Origin of the sequence: Pseudoalteromonas sp. T1lg76 (assembly GCF_002964725.1) — a bacterium.
In the GTDB taxonomy this organism is placed as follows: Bacteria; Pseudomonadota; Gammaproteobacteria; order Enterobacterales; family Alteromonadaceae; genus Pseudoalteromonas.
Map to the genome: position 1 here is coordinate 42,866 of NZ_PQCE01000035.1, position 19,269 is coordinate 62,134.

Below are 19,269 nucleotides of genomic sequence, written 5' to 3' on the forward strand. Positions count from 1 at the left end.
ACTAACGAGGATAATATGGCAGATTTAAAAACCATTATTGAGCAGGCGTGGGATAACCGCGACGCCATTAGCCCAAGCAGCGTATCGAGTGAAGTCAAAGACGCCATTATCGCCGTACTTGAGCGCCTGGATAAGGGTGAAGCCCGCGTTGCCGAGAAGATCTCCGGCGAATGGGTGGTGCATCAGTGGCTGAAAAAAGCAGTATTGCTATCGTTTCGTATTCGCGACAACCAGGTGCTTGCCGACGGTGCCAATCAGTATTACGACAAGGTACCGCTTAAGTTTGCCGATTACACGCCGGAGCAATTCCAGCAAGAAGGCATGCGCGTAGTGCCAAATGCGGTAGCTCGTAAAGGCAGCTATATCGGCAAGAACGTAGTATTAATGCCTTCTTACACTAATATCGGCGCCTATGTCGATGACGGCACCATGGTTGATACCTGGGCTACCGTAGGTTCATGTGCGCAAATCGGTAAAAACGTGCACCTGTCTGGCGGCGTGGGTATCGGCGGCGTGCTTGAGCCACTGCAGGCCAACCCAACCATTATCGAAGACAACTGCTTTATCGGCGCACGCTCGGAAATAGTTGAAGGCGTCATCGTCGAAGAAGGTGCGGTAATTTCCATGGGCGTGTATATCTCGCAAAGCACCCGCATCTTTGATAGAGAAACAGGTCAAATCCACTATGGTCGCGTGCCTGCCGGTGCCGTTGTGGTTCCTGGCTCTATCCCAAGTAAAGATGGCAGCCACAGCCTGTATGCCGCTATTATCGTGAAGAAGGTCGACCAACAGACTCGCGAAAAAGTTGGCGTTAACGCCCTACTACGTGGCGTAGAATAAGCTCTTCAAAAGCCTCCACAACCCGTGGAGGCTTTACCACTTCTATTAATTTATTCCATCCAACCTATAAAATTTGAAATATATACTTCACTGGGGTAATCATAGAGTCTGCAGCTCTTGGCTACAGTACGCATCCTGTGAGGTAGATAAATGAACAAACGTACCTTTTTAAAAACCTGCTCCCTCCTTGGAGCTGGCTTGCTGGCCAGTACCGGGGCACAGGCTATTGGTATACCTAAATTGGGCGCTCAGGCCGTTATCAAACCCAAGGCGTTAAAAAAAGGCGGCACAATCGCCATTGTCAGCCCTTCTGCGGCGACCGTAGAGCTCAAAGAGCTGACCTTGGCGCGTCAGCTGGTAGAGGCCCTAGGATATAAGGTTAAGCTGGCCGAGCATGTACTTGCTCGCCGTGGCCATTTGGCGGGAACCGATGCCCAGCGTGCGGCGGATATCAATGCCCAGTTCGCCGACCCCGAAGTCGATGCGCTCTTTTGTCTGCGCGGTGGCTCAGGCGCGGCCCGAATTCTCCCCTTACTCGACTACCCAAGTATCGCTGCCAACCCCAAACCCTTATTGGGTTACTCAGATATTACCGCGTTGCATAACGCCCTGCTCTCCCAAACGGGCCTGATAAGTTTTCACGGCCCCAATGCCACAAGCGATTGGAATCCATTTAATGTGCAGCAGTTCCAACGTCTGTTTGAACAGCGCCAGCGCATGCACTATATGAATTTACCCCGCGGTGAGGACGAGCTGGTAAACAGCCGCTATCTAACGCAAACCATTAATCCGGGGCGCAGCAGTGGCCGCTTAATTGGCGGCAATTTAACCGTGCTCACGGCCTTGGCAGGCTCTCCCTATTTACCTAGCTTTGATGGCGCGATTTTATTTTTGGAAGACACCGAGGAAGCTCCCTATCGTATCGACAGAATGATGAGCACCTTAAAGCTGATGGGCGCGTTGGATAAGCTCAGTGGCTTTGTGTTTGGCGATTGCAACCTGTGTAAACCTAATTCTGGTTACGGGTCGCTGAGCCTGGATGAGATTTTCGCAGATTATATTAAGCCGCTGGGCATACCGGCCTATCGTGGGGCCATGATAGGTCATGTGAAGCAACAGTTTATCTTACCCGTGGGCGCTCGGGTTACACTCGATGCCGATGCAGGCTCCATCACCCTGGCCGAGTCGGTGTTTAGCTAAGGGTTTTTCAGGCACAAAAAAGCCCCTAACGGGGCCTTGTGCAAATATTTTCTTAGGCTGAAATGGCGGTTACCCAACCTAGAATTGCATTAAGACAACCAATACCTACGAATACCGCGAGAAATGCAGCGAAATATTTGAAGTTGAAAGGGTCTTTAAAATCACCTTTATGCGCCATAGTAATTACCTCTTAAACACGACAAAAAACGGCGCATATAGTAATCTAATATCGGCTATCAATCCAGCGTTAGCACTATGCTTCTTTGTGCTAAGTCCGCCAGAATCTGCTGTGCCCCAGCTTGCAGTTGGGCTTCACTGAAGCTCGGTGCCTGCTGTTTGAGCAGGGAACATAAAGCGCTAAGGCTAATACCGGGATGTTTATCGAGAGTATCGAGTAACAGCGCGGTCATGGCATTGAGGGCCAAAAATTGCACCTCATCATCTCTATCACGATAAACACAAATATAGCTTGGCACCTGATCTGGGGCAGTCGGTTGGTTATCAACCGAAATGGTTTGCACCGGATAGTGATAACAGACCACCTGCGCACATTCACTTAAATATAAGGGCTCATCCTTTACGGCGGCGATGGCACGATATTGGCCCTGCACCTTAGCAGTAGCCACAGCAAGCTCGACCCATTCATAATGAGCCAGCTCAAGCAAAAACGCGGGATCGCTGGCCTGAGGGGTATATTCTTGCGCTAGAAAATCCACAAACTCTTTTGAGATATCAAGAAAGTATGGGGATTGCGCCTGATGTTGAGCAAAAAAGGCGCGCACCAGCTGCTGCCATTGCTGAGGTTTATAAAGGCTATGCAAGACAGGGAAGCCACTTTCTAAAAAGCCGTTGACGTTATTAAAAAACAGCTCACGGTAGATTTTCATGCGCCGCTCTTCGATATCCTCAGGCTTGGGGTTGGCCTGTGGATCGCGAATATAGTCACTGAATTGCTTTTGCACCTGTTTAAACTGCATCTTTAGGCTCGCTGCTGATTAACTAAAAAAGGCTTTTGCAGCTCGGCTATGGTATCGAGCTCGGTTATTAACTGTGGCAAGGGCGGAATATTAAAGTCACGCTCAAGCAGGGTTGGGTGCACACCATGACATTCATAAGCCTGCTGTAGCAGACGCCACACCGGATCTATGACATCGGCACCATGGGTATCGACAATTAAATCTTCGGCCTCATTATAGTGACCTGCCACATGGATATAGGCGATGCGCTCACTGGGCAAACCTTGCAGAAAGGCTGTGGCGTCATAGCCGTGATTTACCGAGTTCACATAGATGTTATTTACATCCAGCAGGAGCTGACAATCGGCCGCCGCCAACACTTGGTTAGTAAATTCCAATTCCGTCATTTCTTGCCCGGGCGCACCGTAATAAGAAACATTTTCCATTATCAGCGGTCGCTCTAAAATATCCTGCACTTGACGAATGCGCGCCGCAACATAGTCTACCGACTCACAGGTAAAGGGAATGGGCATAAGATCATACATATGGCCACCGGCGGAGCAATAACTTAAATGCTCGCTATACATACGAATATTGTGCTCATCAAAGAAGCGTTTCAGGGCCTTGAGAAAACTAATATCCAGGGGGTCCGGCGAGCCTATCGATAAGGAAAGGCCATGGCAAATAAAGGGGTGACGCTCGGTCAAGGCTTTAAATTGCTTACCCAGCTTGCCGCCAAAGGGCAACCAGTTCTCGGGCGCGACTTCCATAAAACCAATTTGCTCGGGAATATGGGTGAGCATCTCCTCTACCATCTCGCGACGCAGCCCAAGGCCAACCTTACCTATGTCTGTGGCATGGGATTTCATCTCGTACTCCTAGGGGGTTCCTAAAAACACAAGCCGCGTGTGACAGCGGCTTGCATAGGTCTGACTTTACCTCAGTGCTTATGCGCTGTGGCCGCCACATTTACCTTCTTTCTCGGCTTTGCCTTCACCGCACTTGCCTTCTTTCTCGCCTTTTTTGGCCTTGCCTTCACCGCATTTACCTTCGCCACACTTACCTTCTTTTTTGGCCTTGCCTTCGCCGCATTTACCTTCGCCGCACTTGCCTTCTTTTTTGGCCTTGCCTTCACCGCATTTGCCTTCGCCGCACTTACCTTCTTTTTTGGCTTTGCCTTCGCCGCATTTACCTTCGCCACACTTGCCTTCTTTTTCGGCTTTCTTGGCTTCACCGCAGCGACCTTCTTTTTCAGTCTTACCTTCACCGCACTTGCCTTCACCGGCATCTAACTGATAACCAGCTACCATTTCTTGCATTTCGAATGGATTTGCCTGGGCATCGGTTGCTGTCATTGCAGCACCACCGGCAACAACTGCGCCTAAGGTCAATGCAATTGAATTTTTCTTTAATGTGTTCATGCTCTTGCTCTCTCTGTGTTAGTAGCTGTCAAAATAAGTAGACCCGACTTAATGGCGGATGCTTTCACTAAGATTAGATTAATTTTGTAATCAGATCACAGACTTAAATATGAACTGATAATGCTATTTTATCAATAGCCTAGTTCAGGTTAGAATACGCGGCCGAAATTTCCTATAAGGTCAAACATGAAACTTATCCTCGCACCCATGGAAGGCGTTGTAGATTTTAAAATGCGCCAGCTGCTGACCGACATTGGTGGCTTTGACCTGTGTGTGACCGAGTTTGTTCGTGTTGTTAACCAGCGCCTACCTCGACGCGTGTTTATGCGTTATTGCCCAGAGTTACACAATGGCGGCTATACCCGCGCCGGCACACCAGTGCGCATCCAACTGCTTGGGCAAGACCCATATTATTTAGCTGAAAATGCCGTTAAAGCGGTCGCTTTGGGCTCCCACGGCATAGATTTGAACTTTGGTTGTCCGGCCAAGACGGTTAATAAAAGCAAGGGCGGTGCCGTGCTTTTGAAAGAGCCTGAGCAGGTCTATCAAATCGTTAAGGCAGTGCGTGATGCGGTGGATAATGAGCATATTGTTACCGCCAAGGTTCGACTTGGCTTTGACGATGACTCCCTAAGCAGTGAGATTTTCGATGCCGTAGCCCAAGCCAAGGCCGATGGTATCGCCATACATGCGCGTACCAAACGGGACGGCTATCGCCCACCGGCCTACTGGGACAAGATAGCACCTCTGCTGGCCAGAAATACCAATATGGAAGTGGTGGCCAACGGCGAGATTTGGGATCTTAAAGATGCCCATAACGCCCGCATCCAAAGCCAGTGTCAACACCTGATGCTGGGCCGCGGAGCCTTGGCCATGCCCGACCTGGCGGCCTGGATAAAAGCAGAAGATTTAGGGCAACCCCACCGCCGCTTGAGCTGGCATGATGTTATCTATCATATAGTGCACTCATCCATGCATGACGATGAGCTGATGTCAAAACGCTACTTTGCCAATCGCACCAAGCAATGGTTAGGATACTTAAAACGCACCTACAGCCAGGCCGATGCCTTGTTCGAAGATATCCGTCGCCTGCATGATAAAGATGAAGTATTGGCGGTGTTAAAACACCATAGTGAGCAAGCGTAATACCAATTCTGTTAAGTATGTGATCAGAGATAGCGCTGGGTAAATGATGTGATAACAAGGCGGAACTTTCCTTATGTAGTTACTCTACATAGAAAAATTCCAACACAGTTAGCATGATATTTAGCCCGCTAGAATGATTAGCTACTTAAGTGAATTGGTATAACTCACTCTTTTTCGCCTTTAGTTGATCACGGTCATATCGACACAGCCATTTACTGGCCACAATAAAAGCTACCTAAGTAAAACAGTGGATTGTGCCATGACTATCGAGACGCTCGACTTTGAATCGAAAGTAGAGGTGTTACTCGCGCAAGTGCGTGAAGAACTTTTAAATCGCTTGCGCTATTCCACCCTCAGCCATGAGAACGAGATATATCAAACCTTGGCAGCGCACCCTGAATGGGATTGGGTAGCGCATCTTCGCGATAAATCCGGACCCACCTATAAAGATCTTGTGGATAGACTGGAGCGGTTAGAGGCAACCCAGTGTCAATTCGATCTCGGGCTATTCGGCTTTTGCAGCGATTGCGAAGAGCCCATTGAGGCGGCCCGCCTTTTAGAAGACGTGACCACCCAACGCTGCGAGCAGTGCGAGGCACATCTTAAAGCTCGTTAAGCACGCCTGCATAAATAAAGCTTTGCCCTGGGTGGGTTAAAACCTGCATCAAGATGCGCGTTGCCACCCCGGCATCTATTCCCTTCTTGGCCAAGGCGGTATAGACAAAGTGTTCGTTCCACATATGAGCATGTACGCCTAAGTCAACCTCCATCCATATTAACGCCATGCGGCGCTGTGACGGGCTCAGAGACTGCTCTTTAGCCCATCCCCTTAGGTCGCCATAGTTTTGCCGCCAATCAAGGTCTGGGAGCAGCTGGGCACTGTCTCTGCTTGGCAAAGGCTGCACATCCGTCTCTTTTAGGCTCTTTTGCTTGCCTTGAATATGAGTAAACCACTGGATTGGAGAGCGCACCTGGCCGCTATAATAATTAATTTTTGCCTGATACCACTGGGCACCATTGGGCAACTGGGACAAACCCAGTTGATTGCGAGGCGTATACTTGTCTAAATAAGCCTCCAGGCTGGTAATGGCCATGTTGAGCGCAGGCTCTGTACCCTTGTCTTTAAAATGCCCTAACTGGGCCTGCATATGCGCTACTTCAACGGCATTAAGGAAGATTTTACTCTCTTTCGCCAGCTCCAGGGTGTGCTCAACATAAGTCAACCACCCGGCCAAGCCGTGCTGCCACTGAGGGTTTTGGAAGGCAGTAGCATCGACATCTATTTTTGCCGCCATAGGCCAGGGTTGATAACGGCGGACAAAGCGTTCTTCGGTGATTAAATAGTCCAAGGTTTGCGCTTGCGCTGGGGTTAACTGTGAGCGGGCTATGGCCTTGTAGATATCATGACGTTGCTTTAGATACTGCTCGGTATAGGGCCAGAGCTGGCTGGTATCGCTTGATTCGCCACTGAGTCTGGCATTGAGCTGCTGCAAGGCTGCAATAGCCTGTTGTGAATTTAAGTCAGGCGCATCCGAGCACCCTGCCAATAACAATAAACCTACCGATAAAATTCGCTTGATCATAATCCGCTCAATGCTGTTATAAATATAAAAAAAGCCCCAAATGGGGCTTTTTATGATCACATGCTGTGATTAAAGACTTACGCCGTTGCGCTGCGCCTTATCCTTAATGAAGGTCTTCCAGCTGCGAGCAAACTTACGTGTACTTGGATCTTCCGCTGCTTTGGAGATCGCTGCATACGCTAGCTTGTATTTCTCTTGCTGTAAGTAGGCTTCGGCCAAATCAGAGTAGATAGCACCCTTTTTCTCCGAACCTAAGTCAAGCGCCTTGTTTAATAAGGCTACCGCCGAATCAAACTGCTGAGCTTGTAAACGCAATGAACCCGCCTTACGGAAAAGCTCAGCATCGTTATCAAACTTTGCTGCTTCTTCGTAATACTTAGCCGCTGTCTTAACGTTTTTCGCATTATGATAGTAGCTGGCAATTGCCGTTAAATTAAGCTTAGTACGCTCAACCTTACCCTCATTTACCGCTTTTTCCATATGGAAACCGGCTTTGTAAGGTATACCAACGAAAGAGTATAGCTGGGCCAATACTTTATAGTCGACTTCTGACTCTAAATAGCCGTTATCGTAAGCTATATCCATGATATTAAGACCTTTTTCATAGTCTTCTACCTGCATATAGAAACGACCTAGGTTAGTCCAAGACTTTTTGTCTTCGGGCCAACTTTTAACCATACGCTCACCAACTTTTACTACGTTCTTGAAATCTTTCGTCTCGTAGTAAGCACCCATAAGCAGCGAGAATGGAGCCTTTTTAGGCTCATTGTTCGCATCTAGCTCAATGGCGCGCTCAGCTGGTTGTACTACGTCTTTAAACTGACCAAGCTCATAGTTAGCCTGCGCAATACGCGTATACACTGTGGCATCTTCTTGACCGGTAAAGTCCATCCACTCTATGTAGGCTTGTTTCGCTTCTTTGTACTTTTTGGTGTTAGCCAATAAGTCACCAATCAGCTTCATTGACTGCTCTTGGTCGTTGAAGTTAAGCACATCAGGCTTAACCGCATCGCGAATGTGCTTGATCGCTAACTGAAAGTTGTCTTTTTGCGCGTACAGCTGACCTAAATAACGGTCTACCGTAGCTTTATCGAACTTATCAGAAGGGTCTAGCTCTTTCAAAACAGCAATGGCACCGTCGATATCTTCCGCTTCATAAAGCTCAAAGGCTTTAACCACTTTTTTACCGACGCGCTCACCCATGACCTTGGTCTTAGCGTTTTTGCGCTTTTCGATCTCCGCATAGTTCGGTGCAGCCAACGCTGAAGTGCTGACTACGCCGCCTGATACGGAAATTAGCAGAGCGAGTGCAGTAACTTTCGATAGATTTTTCATCTCTACACTCTCCTTACTGGTCTTGGTTCAGTTTAAAGTCAAGCTGTACTGTGATGCCAGGCTGCTTCATTGGCTTGCCATCAACAACTTTTGGCTTGTACTTCCATTTACGCAATGCGCGCACAGCTTCGCGGTCAAAGATACGTTTAGGCTCTGCATCGATAACCTCTACGTCTTCTACACCACCTAGCTCGTTAATGGTGAATGAAAGTTGTACCCAACCTTCTTTACCATCACGTGCGGCTTGCACAGGGTATTTAGGTTCAATTCGCACAAGAGGTGTAGCATCACCATCTCGGCCAAACGCACCTGGGCCACTTAGTCCACCGGCAGAACCACCCACGTTAACACTTGGCATATTAAAGCCTAGTGCGCCAGCATCAGGGTTGCTGTTGTCTGGCTGTGGCGGCTGCGGCTTAGGCGGCTGCTTAGGCGGAGGAGGCGGCGGTGGCGGTACACGTTTGCGCTCCTGAACCTTGGATTCAGGTGGATTCGTCATAATTTCGACAACGATCTTCTCTTTCTCGTTAGCGGCGCGTCCGTCTCCTCCGGAGATCAGATACGCCATGAAAAAGAATAAGCCGAAAGTAACTGCCCCACCTGCAATCAGTGAAAACAGAAAACGAATCATTACTTTTCTCCAGCGATGGATATCTTATCGATACCTGCAGCTTTAATTTGGTCCATTACCTTCACAACAACACCGTGCTTCGCTTCTTTATCCGCTTGGATAATTACGATTTCGGTTGGTTGCTCTGCTAATAGACGTTCGATATTTGCAGCTACACGCTCGGCATCTACCTGACGCTTATCCATCCAAATTTCACCATTAGAGCGGATAGCGATGAAGATATTTGCATTTTTCTTCTGAGTCGCTTGCGCTGCTTCAGGTTTATTTACATCAATACCAGCTTCTTTAACGAACGAAGTAGTTACGATAAAGAAGATAAGCATGATGAATACGATGTCTAGCATCGGCGTCATATCGACCGCTGCTTCTTCTTCTTCACGAAAACGTTGTTTACGTGCCATATTCAAATCTCTCTCTAGTGATGAGGCAAGCTATCGATCAGCTTTTCTTTAGCCATTTTTGCACGTGCTTCAAGACGTGTACTAAAGAATACACCCGATAGTGCCGCAACCATTCCAGCCATTGTTGGGATTGTTGCCATTGAAATACCTGATGCCATTAGTCGAGGGTTACCAGTACCTTGGGTTGCCATGGTTTCGAAAACCGCGATCATCCCCGTTACTGTACCCAGTAGACCGATTAACGGACATACAGCTACCAATGTCTTAATCAACAACATGCGCTCATCTAATTTTTCAGACGCTTCAGAAATCCATGCATCGCGGATTCTGTGTGCGTACCAAGACGTAGTGTCTTGGCGGGCGTCCCACTTGGCTACGATTCCTTTTTTCATTTTCGGAAACTCAGCAAGTAGGAACCAATAGCGCTCAATCATTAAAACCCACATGAGGAAGAGTGCTATCGCGACCACGTATAAAACCTGGCCGCCTGTGCCAACAAAATCCCTGATAGATTCCCAAATCTCCATCAGGACTAGCATTAGGCTTTCTCCTTCTCCGCGTGAGCAGCGATAATACCAGCGCTTTGCTCATCAAGAATGTGGATGATTGATTTACTACGACCGGCAACAACAGCGTGTACTAGGATTAGCGGAAGTGCCGCGATTAGACCTAGGGCTGTAGTTACTAGAGCCATTGAGATTGAACCAGCCATGATCTTCGGATCACCTGTACCGAATAGAGTGATCTGCTGGAAGGTATTGATCATACCAACAACGGTACCAAGTAGACCTAGTAGTGGTGCGATAGCAGCCAAGATCTTGATGATGTTGATACCCATTTCGATGCGAGGCGTTTCACGTAGAATCGCTTCATCAAGCTTAAGCTCAAGGTTTTCAACGTCTTGGTTTTTGTTGTCTTGGTAAACTTTAAGGATACGACCAAGCGGGTTACCTTCAGAAGGAGCGCTGGTGTTCTTAAGTTGACTCTTGATCTTACCTGAAGTGATTGTTAGGTCTACTAGACGAACAATCGCGATTAGGAAACCAATCACTAGTAGAATAGCGATGATGTAACCTACTTCACCACCTTGGTGGAAACGCTCTTCAGGAGTTGCTTTTTGCGTGTTTAGACGCAAGATTGAACCACGAGTTGGGTCAACGTAGAAACCAGTGTACGCGTCTGCTGAAGTACCGATAAGTGACTTAGCAGTGTCAAGTACGTAACCGTCTGGTTGACGACCTAGTGGTTGAATCGACTGAGTGTCGCCTGAGTAGATCAGGTAACCTTCGTCTGTGATCAGGTTGAAGTTACCGATACGAGTTACTTGCTTAGTTGAGATTGAACCATCAAGCTCAGAAACTTCAGCTTCGAAAGAAGATACTTTCGCAGACTCGGTCATTTCAGTTTGTAGGGCAATCCAAAGCTCTTCTAGTTCACGAGTAGTTGGTAGCTCTTTAGCCGCCGCTAGTGAACGAAGGATCTCAGCACGTCCAGGCTTTTCAGCACTTACTAATGATGCTTCGATTGAACCGATAGTTTCTTGTGCCGCACGACGTACAACACCGAACATTTCACCTAGGGTACCTTTTGCATTTTCAAGTGCAGTTTCTTTTTCCGCTAGAGTGATTTCGTTTTGTGCGTATTCTTTTTGCAGACGCTCACCACGTGCTTTTTCAGCAGCTAGTTCACGCTTTGCAGTGTTAAGAAGCGCTTGCTGGTCAGCACGAGCCGCTAGGAACTCTTGCTCACGTTGCTTGTTTAGCTTGCCTTCAGAGATACGCTCTTTCTTTACTTGCTCAAGGATTTGGTCAAGTACTTGCGTGTTTGCGTGGGCATTAAGCGCAGCACCGGCAGAAACAGAAAGTACTGCTGCAACAGCAAAACCTTTAAATAGTTTCTTCATTATCTATTACTCCGCGCCGAAGATTGGTAGTTTAACAAGATCCGGAGCCGCTTGCTTACGGGCCATACGGATTGTCTCTTTGATAGGCTTCAAGAATTCGTCGCCTAACTCTTCCCATTGCTTAGTAGTGTTGTTCCACACCCAAGCGTTCTTCTGGTCGAAAGATTGTGCTACATAAGCGATACGACCCAGACGCGCGAAGTCTACAGAGATATCACGACCGTCGATGTTCAGGCTACCTTGGTTAGCAACCATAGTCGTGCTGTAGTCTTTCTCTACCATGTAGGCTTCAAGAACCTGACGGAACTTCTCAGAAGTCGTCACAGAAGCGCTAGTCATGATGTCGCGAAGCTTCTCAACACGCTCCATACGCTCTTCAGTGTCAAACGGAACGTCCGCTTTGATGAATTGCTCAAGCGTATCGATCATGCGATACATCAAAGGCACAACGTTTTGTTTTGTTTTGTCGATACCAGCGATCTGACGCTCCAAAGACTCGATTTGTGAGTTTTGGTCATCAACAAGACGCTGAACGTGGTCGTTATAGACCTTCATGATTTCTGTTTCATCTACAGTAGAGCGGTAATCGGCGATTAGCTCTTGTGTTTGACCATAGATGTTGTCGATTTTAGTTTGAGACTTAACAGCAGCCGTTTGAATAGTTGCACCAGCTTTGTGCAAGTCATTCAACGGATCTGCCATCACATTGTTGCTTGCAAGTGCAGCTGCGCCAACCAACGCAGAAGCTACAAGACTCTTTCTGATTTTAACAGACATAGTTCCCAACCAATTAAGTAATGTTACTTTTTGAATTTTTATCGGCCCACCTAAAGTGAGCCAACCTAGGTATCTTTATAGTGATACCAACTAGCCAATAATGCTAAAAGCTTCCGGTGCTGTCAACTTGATGTTCATCGCAATTTTCCTTGCATTCGTCTTATTTCTTCATATGAAACATAAAATTAACACACAACTTATCTATATAGCCCAAAATGCCTAGCCCCTTCTGCACTTTGGAAATAAAAAGTTAATATAAAAACCCTAACAATTGACATAAAATTTAAATTATTAATTGTCCTGTGACAGCAAAAATCCCCCTTTTTACGAGCAAATAGCCCCCCTACGCAGTGGCAGTTTTGAATATTAACCTTGCTCTTTAACCACTTTTTAGCAAGTCTTTGCACCGCTGCAAATTAAGGTTAGTCCATAGCTAAAAATAAAGCATGTATGCTTTGTACTAAGCATAAATATGCTAGATACGCTGATGAAAAGTAGTAATTAGCCTAATGGCTTTGAAAGCCAACATCCGTTGGCCGAAACTACAAATTTATTATTGTAGGTTATAGCCTGGCAGCGCAAGCTACTGCCCTAAGTCTTAGAGTTGCAGTGTTGTGGTTATGATATTTCGCGGTGCTGACGCTTCAGCACTTGGGGGAGCTATGGAACTAAGGCCTGCTTATATGAGCCGGGTGGTAATTTCCCCCTTCAACTCAGAGGCTGGTGTAATAACCAGGTGTAACCTCGCATTGTCACCCTGAGATACCTGGTGAAGACGAATGACAGAGGTAAGGCAAGATTGGCCTCGCCAACATACTCCCCTGTCATTTCGATTATGCTAGTACTTTGAGAAATCATTATTTTTAGCCCCAAGTTGACCCTACTGGACATCAAACTTCGGGCGCTAGGGTAGCAGCCTTCAAATATTAAGGCTTTTTGCCCAGATGTAAATGCAGTCCAAACTCACTGCCATCGACCACAACCCTTTCTATCGTATATTCGACCACACCGGAGTAAGGTTGTAACAAGGCCTCAAGCTTTTCCACGCTATGCGCTACTGAAAGCTGCTGCTGTAATCGTGTAACTGTCTGCTCAAGGTTGGTCGCTAATCTATCGAGCAAGACTATGGTGCGCTCAGCGGGAGCATCAATAATACGTAAAAAGCTTGCACATATGTCATCTAGCCAAGACTTCATCAGACTGTCCTTAGCTAAATTATTAAATAGGTTCTGAACCTCCTCGGCCAGCGACTGTCGCGCTCCAGAAGATGTTAGCTCTTGATAAACCTTCAAAAAAATCCCCGAATGAAAAACCCGTTCAATCGCCTTGATACCCTGTATCGAGTCCGCCGAGATGGCTGAACTTGCCGAGTGTATGATGAAATCAGCACTTCCCGCAGGCGCCAATAAGCCTATTAGGGAATCAAGTAGCGGTTTATTCAATGTTGCGTATTCAACGCCAAATTGACTGACCAAACGATTAAATGAACCTTGAGCATACGCCAGGTTGGCAATATCACAGCCTAAATTCCAGGTAATTCGTTTATATGCTTCATATTCGGCAGCAACGCTGGTCATATCTATGGCCACGGCATCGGTAGCATGAATATCTAGTGGCTTGTGGCTCTGTTGTGCATTGTCAGCCAAAAGTAAAGCGAGAGCACCTCGCCCACAGGCTAAATCTAGAAGGGTGTCACCATCATCATAGGTTGCCGCCTTGGCGCACCAAAACTCTTCAATTGCCTTAGGATAACCGTATTGCTGACCACTAAGACCAAAACTTGAAACCATGGATGTTTGGTGCCAAAAGTCTTCCCATTGCTTCATAAAATATCCCCATAAAAAAAGCGGCCAATGGCCGCTTAGATTAACTTGTTAAGCTAACTTAGAAAGTTTGCTTGTAGTTAAGGTATACAATACGACCGAAGCCATTGTATAGGTTGAAGTTGTAGTCACGACCGTCGTAGCCAATAAGAGGTGGCTCTTTAGCGAAGGCGTTTTGTGCACCAAGAGTGAACTTACCGTTCCATGGAGCGTTGTAGCCAACTTGTAAATCGTGAGTAACCCATGTAGGAACATGGCCTTCACCTTCACCGTCAACGATTTCTTCGTACTGAGAACCGATTACGTTCATGTTCCAAGCGATGTCGAAATCAGCGATAGAGTATGAAGTTGCTAGAGTAGCACGGTACTCAGGCACACCTGGATCTTCTACGAAGTTACGGCCGCCATCTGTGCTGTAATCATTGATCCAGCTGTAAGATAGGTTCGAACGTAGTGCACCAGCTTCACCGAAGTCAAAACGAGCACTTGCTTTGAAGTCAATACCGTTAGTTTCAAGCGTACCATCGTTACCGAAACCACGTACCACTTCTGAAATCGCGCCATTTGGAGCACGTTTAACTGTGAATGAAGGAGGTAGCGGGTCACCAGCAAGAGTTGAGTCGATGATTGTTTGAGAACTAAACGCACGAATACGGTCAGTTACTTCAATATCATAGTAGTCAATTTCGAAATCGAAGTTATCATTTAGTGTGTAAACAGCACCAAGTGAGATTGACTCTGATTTTTCTGACTGAAGATCAGGGTTTGCAATAACAATCGCGTTAATTTGCGAGCTACAGCCTGCGGCTTCACCGATAGCAGCACAGTGTAGGTCATCACTCACTGAGTCTGCAGATTCAGCTGGCTGCTGAGTAAGGTCAGGTAGTGATGGAGCACGGAAACCTTCACCCCAAGATGCACGAAGTACTAGGTCTTCAACGCCGTCAAAACGAACTGACACTTTAGGTGAGAAATCGCTACCATAGTCTGAGTAGTCATCGTAACGACCAGCAATGTTTAGCTCAAACGTTTCAGCAAGTGGTACCAAGGCTTCGAAGAACGCAGAGCGAACTGAACGGTTACCAGCAGCAGAGCTACCAGATGAACCACCTACTTGGCCAGCTTCAGATAGTGAATCGTAACTATCTGCGTAGTCTTCAGTACGGTATTCAAAACCTACGAAGCCTTGAATCATACCAGCTGAAGTTTCCATTACGTCAAATGCAGCGTTAGCGTAAACTTCTTCTTGGTTGAACTTACCAGCACGAGAAGTAGTTACTGTCATCGCTTTACGAACGCTTTCATCAGCACCGTATGGGTCTGAAAGGTCATAAGTACCATCGTTGATGTACTGACGAGCTACACCACGTAGAACGTAACCAGAACCGATGTTGTTACTTTCGTTAAGTGTTTTACGAGCACCGAAGTCAATAGATACGTCACCGATGTAACCTTCTGCACCAACTACGATATCTTTAAGTTCACTTGTGAAGTGGTTATCACGGTTACCTAGAGCAGCAAAACGGTGCCAGAAGTCAACAGGCTGTTGCTCTAGACCTAGGCTCGCATCGTATAGAGGGCTGTCTGGGTTAGTTGGGTTGTTCGGGCTGTCTGCGTCGATTTGGAAACCTGAATCGAAAGCAGTAGTATCAAGTGACGGAGCGTAACGACCAAACGATTTAGTTTGAGCGATGTTCACGTTTGAATATAGAGACCATTGATCGTTGATCTCAAAACGAGCTTTAACGAACGCAGAACGGTTTTTGATTGAAGCTTCATCAGCAGATACAGATGCGAAGTTAAAGCCACAACGTGCGCCGATGCGATAGAAATCTTCGTTGCCAACGCCTTCACAGGTTGATTCTGGAGAGAAGAAATCGAAGTTAGATGACTTCTCACCTTCATTCATAGTGAAAGTAGTGAAGTTGTTTGAGTAAACTGAACCACCTGGTGAGTACCAAGGGAAGTCGCGTGCATAAACGATATCACGACCACTCCAAGAAGCACCCGCTAGTACTGATGCGTTGTCTGACGCTGCACCAAATACTACTGAACCATTCTCACGGTCGCCGCCATCGTGCTCGATACGCGCGCCGCCAAGTTGAATTTCAGCACCGTTGAAGTCTTTACGTGTAATAACGTTGATTACACCACCGATAGCGTCTGAACCGTATAGTGCTGAAGCACCGTCAGTTAGGATTTCAACACGCTCGATCGCTGCAACAGGGATAGAGTTCAAATCCTGGCTTGAACCAGTAAGTGTTGATTTAGGTAGACGACGACCATCTACAAGGATAAGAGTACGGTCTGAACCAAGACCGCGAAGGCTCACTGATGAAACACCCTGAGCAGAACTACCTGACTGAGGACGGAATGAACCTAAGCTGTTAACTGTAGTGTTACGTAGTAGGTCAGCTGCTGAAGCTTCACCGCTTAGCTCGATAGCTTCACGGTCGATAACTGTAATAGGTAAGTCACCAGCCATATCAGTACGCTTGATACGTGAACCGGTTACTTCAATACGCTCTACTTCTTCTGCACTTTCTTCAGCGGCCATAGCCGTAGCTGAAATACCAGCAGTTGAAGCAGCGCCAAAAACTAGCGCTAAGCGCACTGATTTTGCAATTTTGCTGTTTAACATTGGATTCTCCCTGGGTCACATTTTGGTGTGACTAATTATTTTTTGTTGTGAACAACTCTTAGCGAAATGTAACAAAATACACTTCCTAAAGAGATACTAAACAATTTGAGAAATACTGGTCAACAGCAAATTAACAACAAAAGCATAAAAAACAACGTTAAATAAACAAACCATTGCTTTATGTTTCTAAAATAAGCTTAAAAAACAACAATCTAAATATTCAATTACACAAGTGTAATCGTTATAAATTATTTTGTTACAGAAGCGGGAATTGTTTGCCCGAGTGGCCGTAATTAATGGTAATTCCAAGGCCCTGAAGGTCATCAATAATGGGTCTTAATTGCTTTTCCAAATAATGTTCTAAGTCCAGCGGTTGCGAGGTCGGCAGCAGCTTAGGCCCTGACAAGGTGATCACATAGTGAACCCAGTCGCCCTTGCTTAACCCCTTAACAGAGCCCCGCGCCGCCCGTACATGAGGAGGGATAGCTTTTGTATACTGATCAGGGTCTTTACCCAAGCGTTTACTATAAGTAAGTAGTTTCACATCATCGCAGTGGTGCAACTTATCCAGATACTCTGCAACCACCTGTTGCAGGTCACCACCTGTAAATAAGGCATTAAATAAATCTTGTTGGAAATCCCGGGCGAACTGCGTCCAATCGCTACGCACCGACTCCATTCCTTTAAACACCAGACGATAATCCGCTTGTGCTAACAAGCCCGCATAACGTTTTTTGCTGCCAATATCTTTATGACGAGCTTTTGGCATAAAAAATGGCCTATACAAACTCTCATACTCTAACTCGAGATAACTGGTTAAGTTTAGGTTATTTTTTAATCTATCACGCCATTTTTGGTTAATTTTTGCTACCAAGTCCGATGCAACGCGATGACTTTGCGCTTCATCCAGGTCCTTGGGCAGGGCCACAAAAGTTGAATCCGTGTCGCCGTAAATAACGGTAACACCCAAGTCTTCAAGCCACATTTTGGTGGTTTGCATAATTTCATGACCGCGCAAGGTGATGGAGCTTGATAACCTGGGATCATAAAAGCGACATCCCTTTGAACCGAGCACGCCGTAGAGGCTATTCATAATAATCTTGATCGCCTGCTGCAAATGATGATCACCCTGGTTTTTAGCGCGTTGACGCGCCTCGGCTAAATTGGATACTAGTTGCGGCAGGTGGTGCTCGGTGCGGGAGAAATAAGCATGGTTAAACCCCGGCACACTGTCTTGCGGCTGCTGCAAACCCAGGATAAGCGCCATGGGGTCGATACAAAAGGTGCGAATAATGCTCGGATACAGACTTTTAAAATCGAGCACGGCAACGTTATCGTAAAGTCCTGGTGTGGAGTCCATCACATAGCCCCCGGGACTGTCGAAGCTCAGGCCATGATCGCCCAAGTTGGGGGCGACATAGCCACTGCGATGCAAATGGGGAAGATATAGATTGCTAAATGCCGCCACCGAGCCTCCAAGGCGCTCCAGAGGCAAACCGGTTAGCTGAGCACGGGCTACGGCAAATTCGCACAGTTCCAGCTTATTGAATATCGCCAGCACCAACTCACTGTCTTTGAGGTTGTATTCGGCTAACTTGAGTTTATCGTGATGGAAAAGATGCTGTATGGCGCCAAGTTTATCTCCCTGCTCTAGCAATTTACGCTCTGCGAGCACCTCGGCGGCGACATTATCCAGGCTGTAACTGCTAAAGTGATAAGTGGCATTTTTTAACATATCAATGCCATCGAGTACCACCCGCCCCGGTACTATTAGCTTATTAACCTGACCGCCGCGCCAGATCACAGCTTCACCATCGCGTCCCAGGGTGAGCTCAATGCCCAATTGCTGGGCACGAAAACACAAAAGCTGCATATCAAAGTCGGCCACATTCCAGCCGATAATTAAGTCCGGATCTAAATTTTTAATTTGCTCAATAAGCGCATATAGAAGCGCAGCTTCGTCTTCTACGTAATCAAGCCAAGGTTGCTCCGGGCCTGCACTTGGACTTGGGCCTATCATAATCACCTGGCGGCTGTGCTCATTCACCAGCGCCACACTATATAAAATGCCCTCGGGACTGCACTCCAAGTCCAGCGATAACATGGAGAGCTTGGGACGAAAGCCATCATTAGCTTTAAAGCGCGCGTTACGAATTAGACGGTTATCACCGCCGGACGCTTCGCCTTGCACCCAAACACCACCGCGAATAAAGCGCTCCATTAAAAATTGTTCTTGCGGGCGGATATCATCCTCATAGAGTTCGATACCCTGCTCACGCAGTAACTCTCGGCCCTGGTAATAATCTTGCAAGGAAGAAAAATAAAGTGCACAGACTGGCTCACCCGCAAATGTTTTAAGCGTCAGAGCACGTTGCTGATACCGACTCTGCAGAGATGCCAAAATACGTTCGGCGCTCGCACTATTTTTTTGCGCGATAAAAAACACCGCCTTTTGCGCCGTCGATATGACCTTGACCGGACCACGCTCGGTAGCCAGCCAGGCAACATAATAAATACCATGGCGACGCTGTTGCGTTTGCATGGAAAGGATAAAACCGGCGGTGGCAGGGTTAGGCGTAGACAAGGCGGGTTCACTCAAACATCAGATATGG

At 47.0% G+C, this 19,269-nt stretch carries 17 protein-coding genes; 4 read left to right on the plus strand and 13 right to left on the minus strand.

Going from position 1 to position 19,269, the window contains the following annotated elements:
- Nucleotides 1–15 precede the first annotated feature (15 nt).
- On the plus strand, nt 16–840 hold the full coding sequence (gene dapD, locus C2M35_RS13285; protein ID WP_105258435.1) for a 2,3,4,5-tetrahydropyridine-2,6-dicarboxylate N-succinyltransferase: 825 nt from the start codon (nt 16–18) through the stop codon (nt 838–840).
- A gap of 150 nt (nt 841–990) precedes the next feature.
- Complete coding sequence (locus C2M35_RS13290) at nt 991–2,040, plus strand: S66 peptidase family protein (protein ID WP_105265551.1); 1,050 nt, start codon at nt 991–993, stop codon at nt 2,038–2,040.
- 236 nt (nt 2,041–2,276) lie between these two features.
- On the opposite strand, the gene C2M35_RS13295 is transcribed toward C2M35_RS13290, so the two are convergent.
- The 3 genes from C2M35_RS13295 to C2M35_RS13305 all read right to left on the minus strand — a co-directional run bounded on the left by C2M35_RS13295 (nt 2,277) and on the right by C2M35_RS13305 (nt 4,417).
- Complete coding sequence (locus C2M35_RS13295) at nt 2,277–3,017, minus strand: HvfC family RiPP maturation protein (RefSeq protein WP_105265552.1); 741 nt, start codon at nt 3,015–3,017, stop codon at nt 2,277–2,279.
- 2 nt (nt 3,018–3,019) lie between these two features.
- A complete protein-coding gene (locus tag C2M35_RS13300; protein ID WP_105200540.1) occupies nt 3,020–3,865 on the minus strand; it encodes an HvfB family MNIO-type RiPP peptide maturase in 846 nt (281 codons plus the stop codon).
- 78 nt (nt 3,866–3,943) lie between these two features.
- Nucleotides 3,944–4,417 carry an HvfA family oxazolone/thioamide-modified RiPP metallophore gene (locus tag C2M35_RS13305; RefSeq protein ID WP_105215566.1) on the minus strand — a complete coding sequence of 158 codons (474 nt, stop codon included), beginning with the start codon at nt 4,415–4,417 and terminating at the stop codon, nt 3,944–3,946.
- Between the two features lie 186 nt (nt 4,418–4,603).
- Between C2M35_RS13305 and C2M35_RS13310 the strand changes: the two genes are divergently transcribed.
- Together C2M35_RS13310 and C2M35_RS13315 are read left to right on the plus strand one after the other, a co-directional pair.
- Nucleotides 4,604–5,563 carry a tRNA-dihydrouridine synthase gene (locus tag C2M35_RS13310; protein ID WP_105215568.1) on the plus strand — a complete coding sequence of 320 codons (960 nt, stop codon included), beginning with the start codon at nt 4,604–4,606 and terminating at the stop codon, nt 5,561–5,563.
- Nucleotides 5,564–5,822: 259 nt separating this feature from the next.
- A complete protein-coding gene (locus C2M35_RS13315) occupies nt 5,823–6,179 on the plus strand; it encodes a TraR/DksA C4-type zinc finger protein (RefSeq protein ID WP_105200543.1) in 357 nt (118 codons plus the stop codon).
- On the opposite strand, the gene C2M35_RS13320 is transcribed toward C2M35_RS13315, so the two are convergent.
- The 10 genes from C2M35_RS13320 to C2M35_RS13365 all read right to left on the minus strand — a co-directional run bounded on the left by C2M35_RS13320 (nt 6,166) and on the right by C2M35_RS13365 (nt 19,241).
- The gene (locus C2M35_RS13320) at nt 6,166–7,146 is read right to left on the minus strand and encodes a hypothetical protein (RefSeq protein WP_158677984.1); all 981 of its coding nucleotides are present in this window, start codon (nt 7,144–7,146) and stop codon (nt 6,166–6,168) included. The genes C2M35_RS13315 and C2M35_RS13320 overlap by 14 nt on opposite strands.
- Nucleotides 7,147–7,215: 69 nt before the next feature.
- Nucleotides 7,216–8,481, minus strand: a complete 1,266-nt coding sequence (locus C2M35_RS13325; RefSeq protein ID WP_105265554.1) for a tetratricopeptide repeat protein — start codon at nt 8,479–8,481, stop codon at nt 7,216–7,218.
- A 13-nt stretch (nt 8,482–8,494) separates the two neighbouring features.
- Nucleotides 8,495–9,112, minus strand: a complete 618-nt coding sequence (locus C2M35_RS13330) for an energy transducer TonB (protein ID WP_105200546.1) — start codon at nt 9,110–9,112, stop codon at nt 8,495–8,497.
- On the minus strand, nt 9,112–9,513 hold the full coding sequence (locus C2M35_RS13335) for an ExbD/TolR family protein (RefSeq protein WP_105200547.1): 402 nt from the start codon (nt 9,511–9,513) through the stop codon (nt 9,112–9,114). Before C2M35_RS13335 ends, C2M35_RS13330 begins: the two co-directional genes overlap by 1 nt.
- A 14-nt stretch (nt 9,514–9,527) precedes the next feature.
- Nucleotides 9,528–10,052 (minus strand): MotA/TolQ/ExbB proton channel family protein, encoded by a 525-nt coding sequence (locus C2M35_RS13340; protein ID WP_105190820.1) that lies wholly within the window; start codon nt 10,050–10,052, stop codon nt 9,528–9,530.
- The gene (locus C2M35_RS13345; protein ID WP_105200548.1) at nt 10,052–11,416 is read right to left on the minus strand and encodes a MotA/TolQ/ExbB proton channel family protein; all 1,365 of its coding nucleotides are present in this window, start codon (nt 11,414–11,416) and stop codon (nt 10,052–10,054) included. The genes C2M35_RS13340 and C2M35_RS13345 overlap by 1 nt, the downstream gene beginning before the upstream one ends.
- Nucleotides 11,417–11,422: 6 nt before the next feature.
- Complete coding sequence (locus C2M35_RS13350; RefSeq protein WP_105200549.1) at nt 11,423–12,193, minus strand: DUF3450 domain-containing protein; 771 nt, start codon at nt 12,191–12,193, stop codon at nt 11,423–11,425.
- 926 nt (nt 12,194–13,119) lie between these two features.
- Entirely contained in the window at nt 13,120–14,019 is a 900-nt protein-coding gene (locus C2M35_RS13355) for a class I SAM-dependent methyltransferase (protein ID WP_105215574.1), read from the minus strand.
- 58 nt (nt 14,020–14,077) lie between these two features.
- The gene (locus tag C2M35_RS13360) at nt 14,078–16,657 is read right to left on the minus strand and encodes a TonB-dependent receptor (protein WP_105215576.1); all 2,580 of its coding nucleotides are present in this window, start codon (nt 16,655–16,657) and stop codon (nt 14,078–14,080) included.
- A gap of 256 nt (nt 16,658–16,913) precedes the next feature.
- Nucleotides 16,914–19,241 (minus strand): DNA polymerase II, encoded by a 2,328-nt coding sequence (locus tag C2M35_RS13365; RefSeq protein WP_234000068.1) that lies wholly within the window; start codon nt 19,239–19,241, stop codon nt 16,914–16,916.
- Between the last annotated feature and the right edge of the window lie 28 nt (nt 19,242–19,269).

Bases quoted from the DNA above. Each gene is read 5' to 3' on its own strand.
- dapD (WP_105258435.1), top strand. From the start codon at position 16: ATGGCAGATTTAAAAACCATTATTGAGCAGGCGTGGGATAACCGCGAC.
- C2M35_RS13290 (WP_105265551.1), top strand. From the start codon at position 991: ATGAACAAACGTACCTTTTTAAAAACCTGCTCCCTCCTTGGAGCTGGC.
- C2M35_RS13295 (WP_105265552.1), bottom strand. From the start codon at position 3,017: ATGCAGTTTAAACAGGTGCAAAAGCAATTCAGTGACTATATTCGCGAT.
- C2M35_RS13300 (WP_105200540.1), bottom strand. From the start codon at position 3,865: ATGAAATCCCATGCCACAGACATAGGTAAGGTTGGCCTTGGGCTGCGT.
- C2M35_RS13305 (WP_105215566.1), bottom strand. From the start codon at position 4,417: ATGAACACATTAAAGAAAAATTCAATTGCATTGACCTTAGGCGCAGTT.
- C2M35_RS13310 (WP_105215568.1), top strand. From the start codon at position 4,604: ATGAAACTTATCCTCGCACCCATGGAAGGCGTTGTAGATTTTAAAATG.
- C2M35_RS13315 (WP_105200543.1), top strand. From the start codon at position 5,823: ATGACTATCGAGACGCTCGACTTTGAATCGAAAGTAGAGGTGTTACTC.
- C2M35_RS13320 (WP_158677984.1), bottom strand. From the start codon at position 7,146: ATGATCAAGCGAATTTTATCGGTAGGTTTATTGTTATTGGCAGGGTGC.
- C2M35_RS13325 (WP_105265554.1), bottom strand. From the start codon at position 8,481: ATGAAAAATCTATCGAAAGTTACTGCACTCGCTCTGCTAATTTCCGTA.
- C2M35_RS13330 (WP_105200546.1), bottom strand. From the start codon at position 9,112: ATGATTCGTTTTCTGTTTTCACTGATTGCAGGTGGGGCAGTTACTTTC.
- C2M35_RS13335 (WP_105200547.1), bottom strand. From the start codon at position 9,513: ATGGCACGTAAACAACGTTTTCGTGAAGAAGAAGAAGCAGCGGTCGAT.
- C2M35_RS13340 (WP_105190820.1), bottom strand. From the start codon at position 10,052: ATGCTAGTCCTGATGGAGATTTGGGAATCTATCAGGGATTTTGTTGGC.
- C2M35_RS13345 (WP_105200548.1), bottom strand. From the start codon at position 11,416: ATGAAGAAACTATTTAAAGGTTTTGCTGTTGCAGCAGTACTTTCTGTT.
- C2M35_RS13350 (WP_105200549.1), bottom strand. From the start codon at position 12,193: ATGTCTGTTAAAATCAGAAAGAGTCTTGTAGCTTCTGCGTTGGTTGGC.
- C2M35_RS13355 (WP_105215574.1), bottom strand. From the start codon at position 14,019: ATGAAGCAATGGGAAGACTTTTGGCACCAAACATCCATGGTTTCAAGT.
- C2M35_RS13360 (WP_105215576.1), bottom strand. From the start codon at position 16,657: ATGTTAAACAGCAAAATTGCAAAATCAGTGCGCTTAGCGCTAGTTTTT.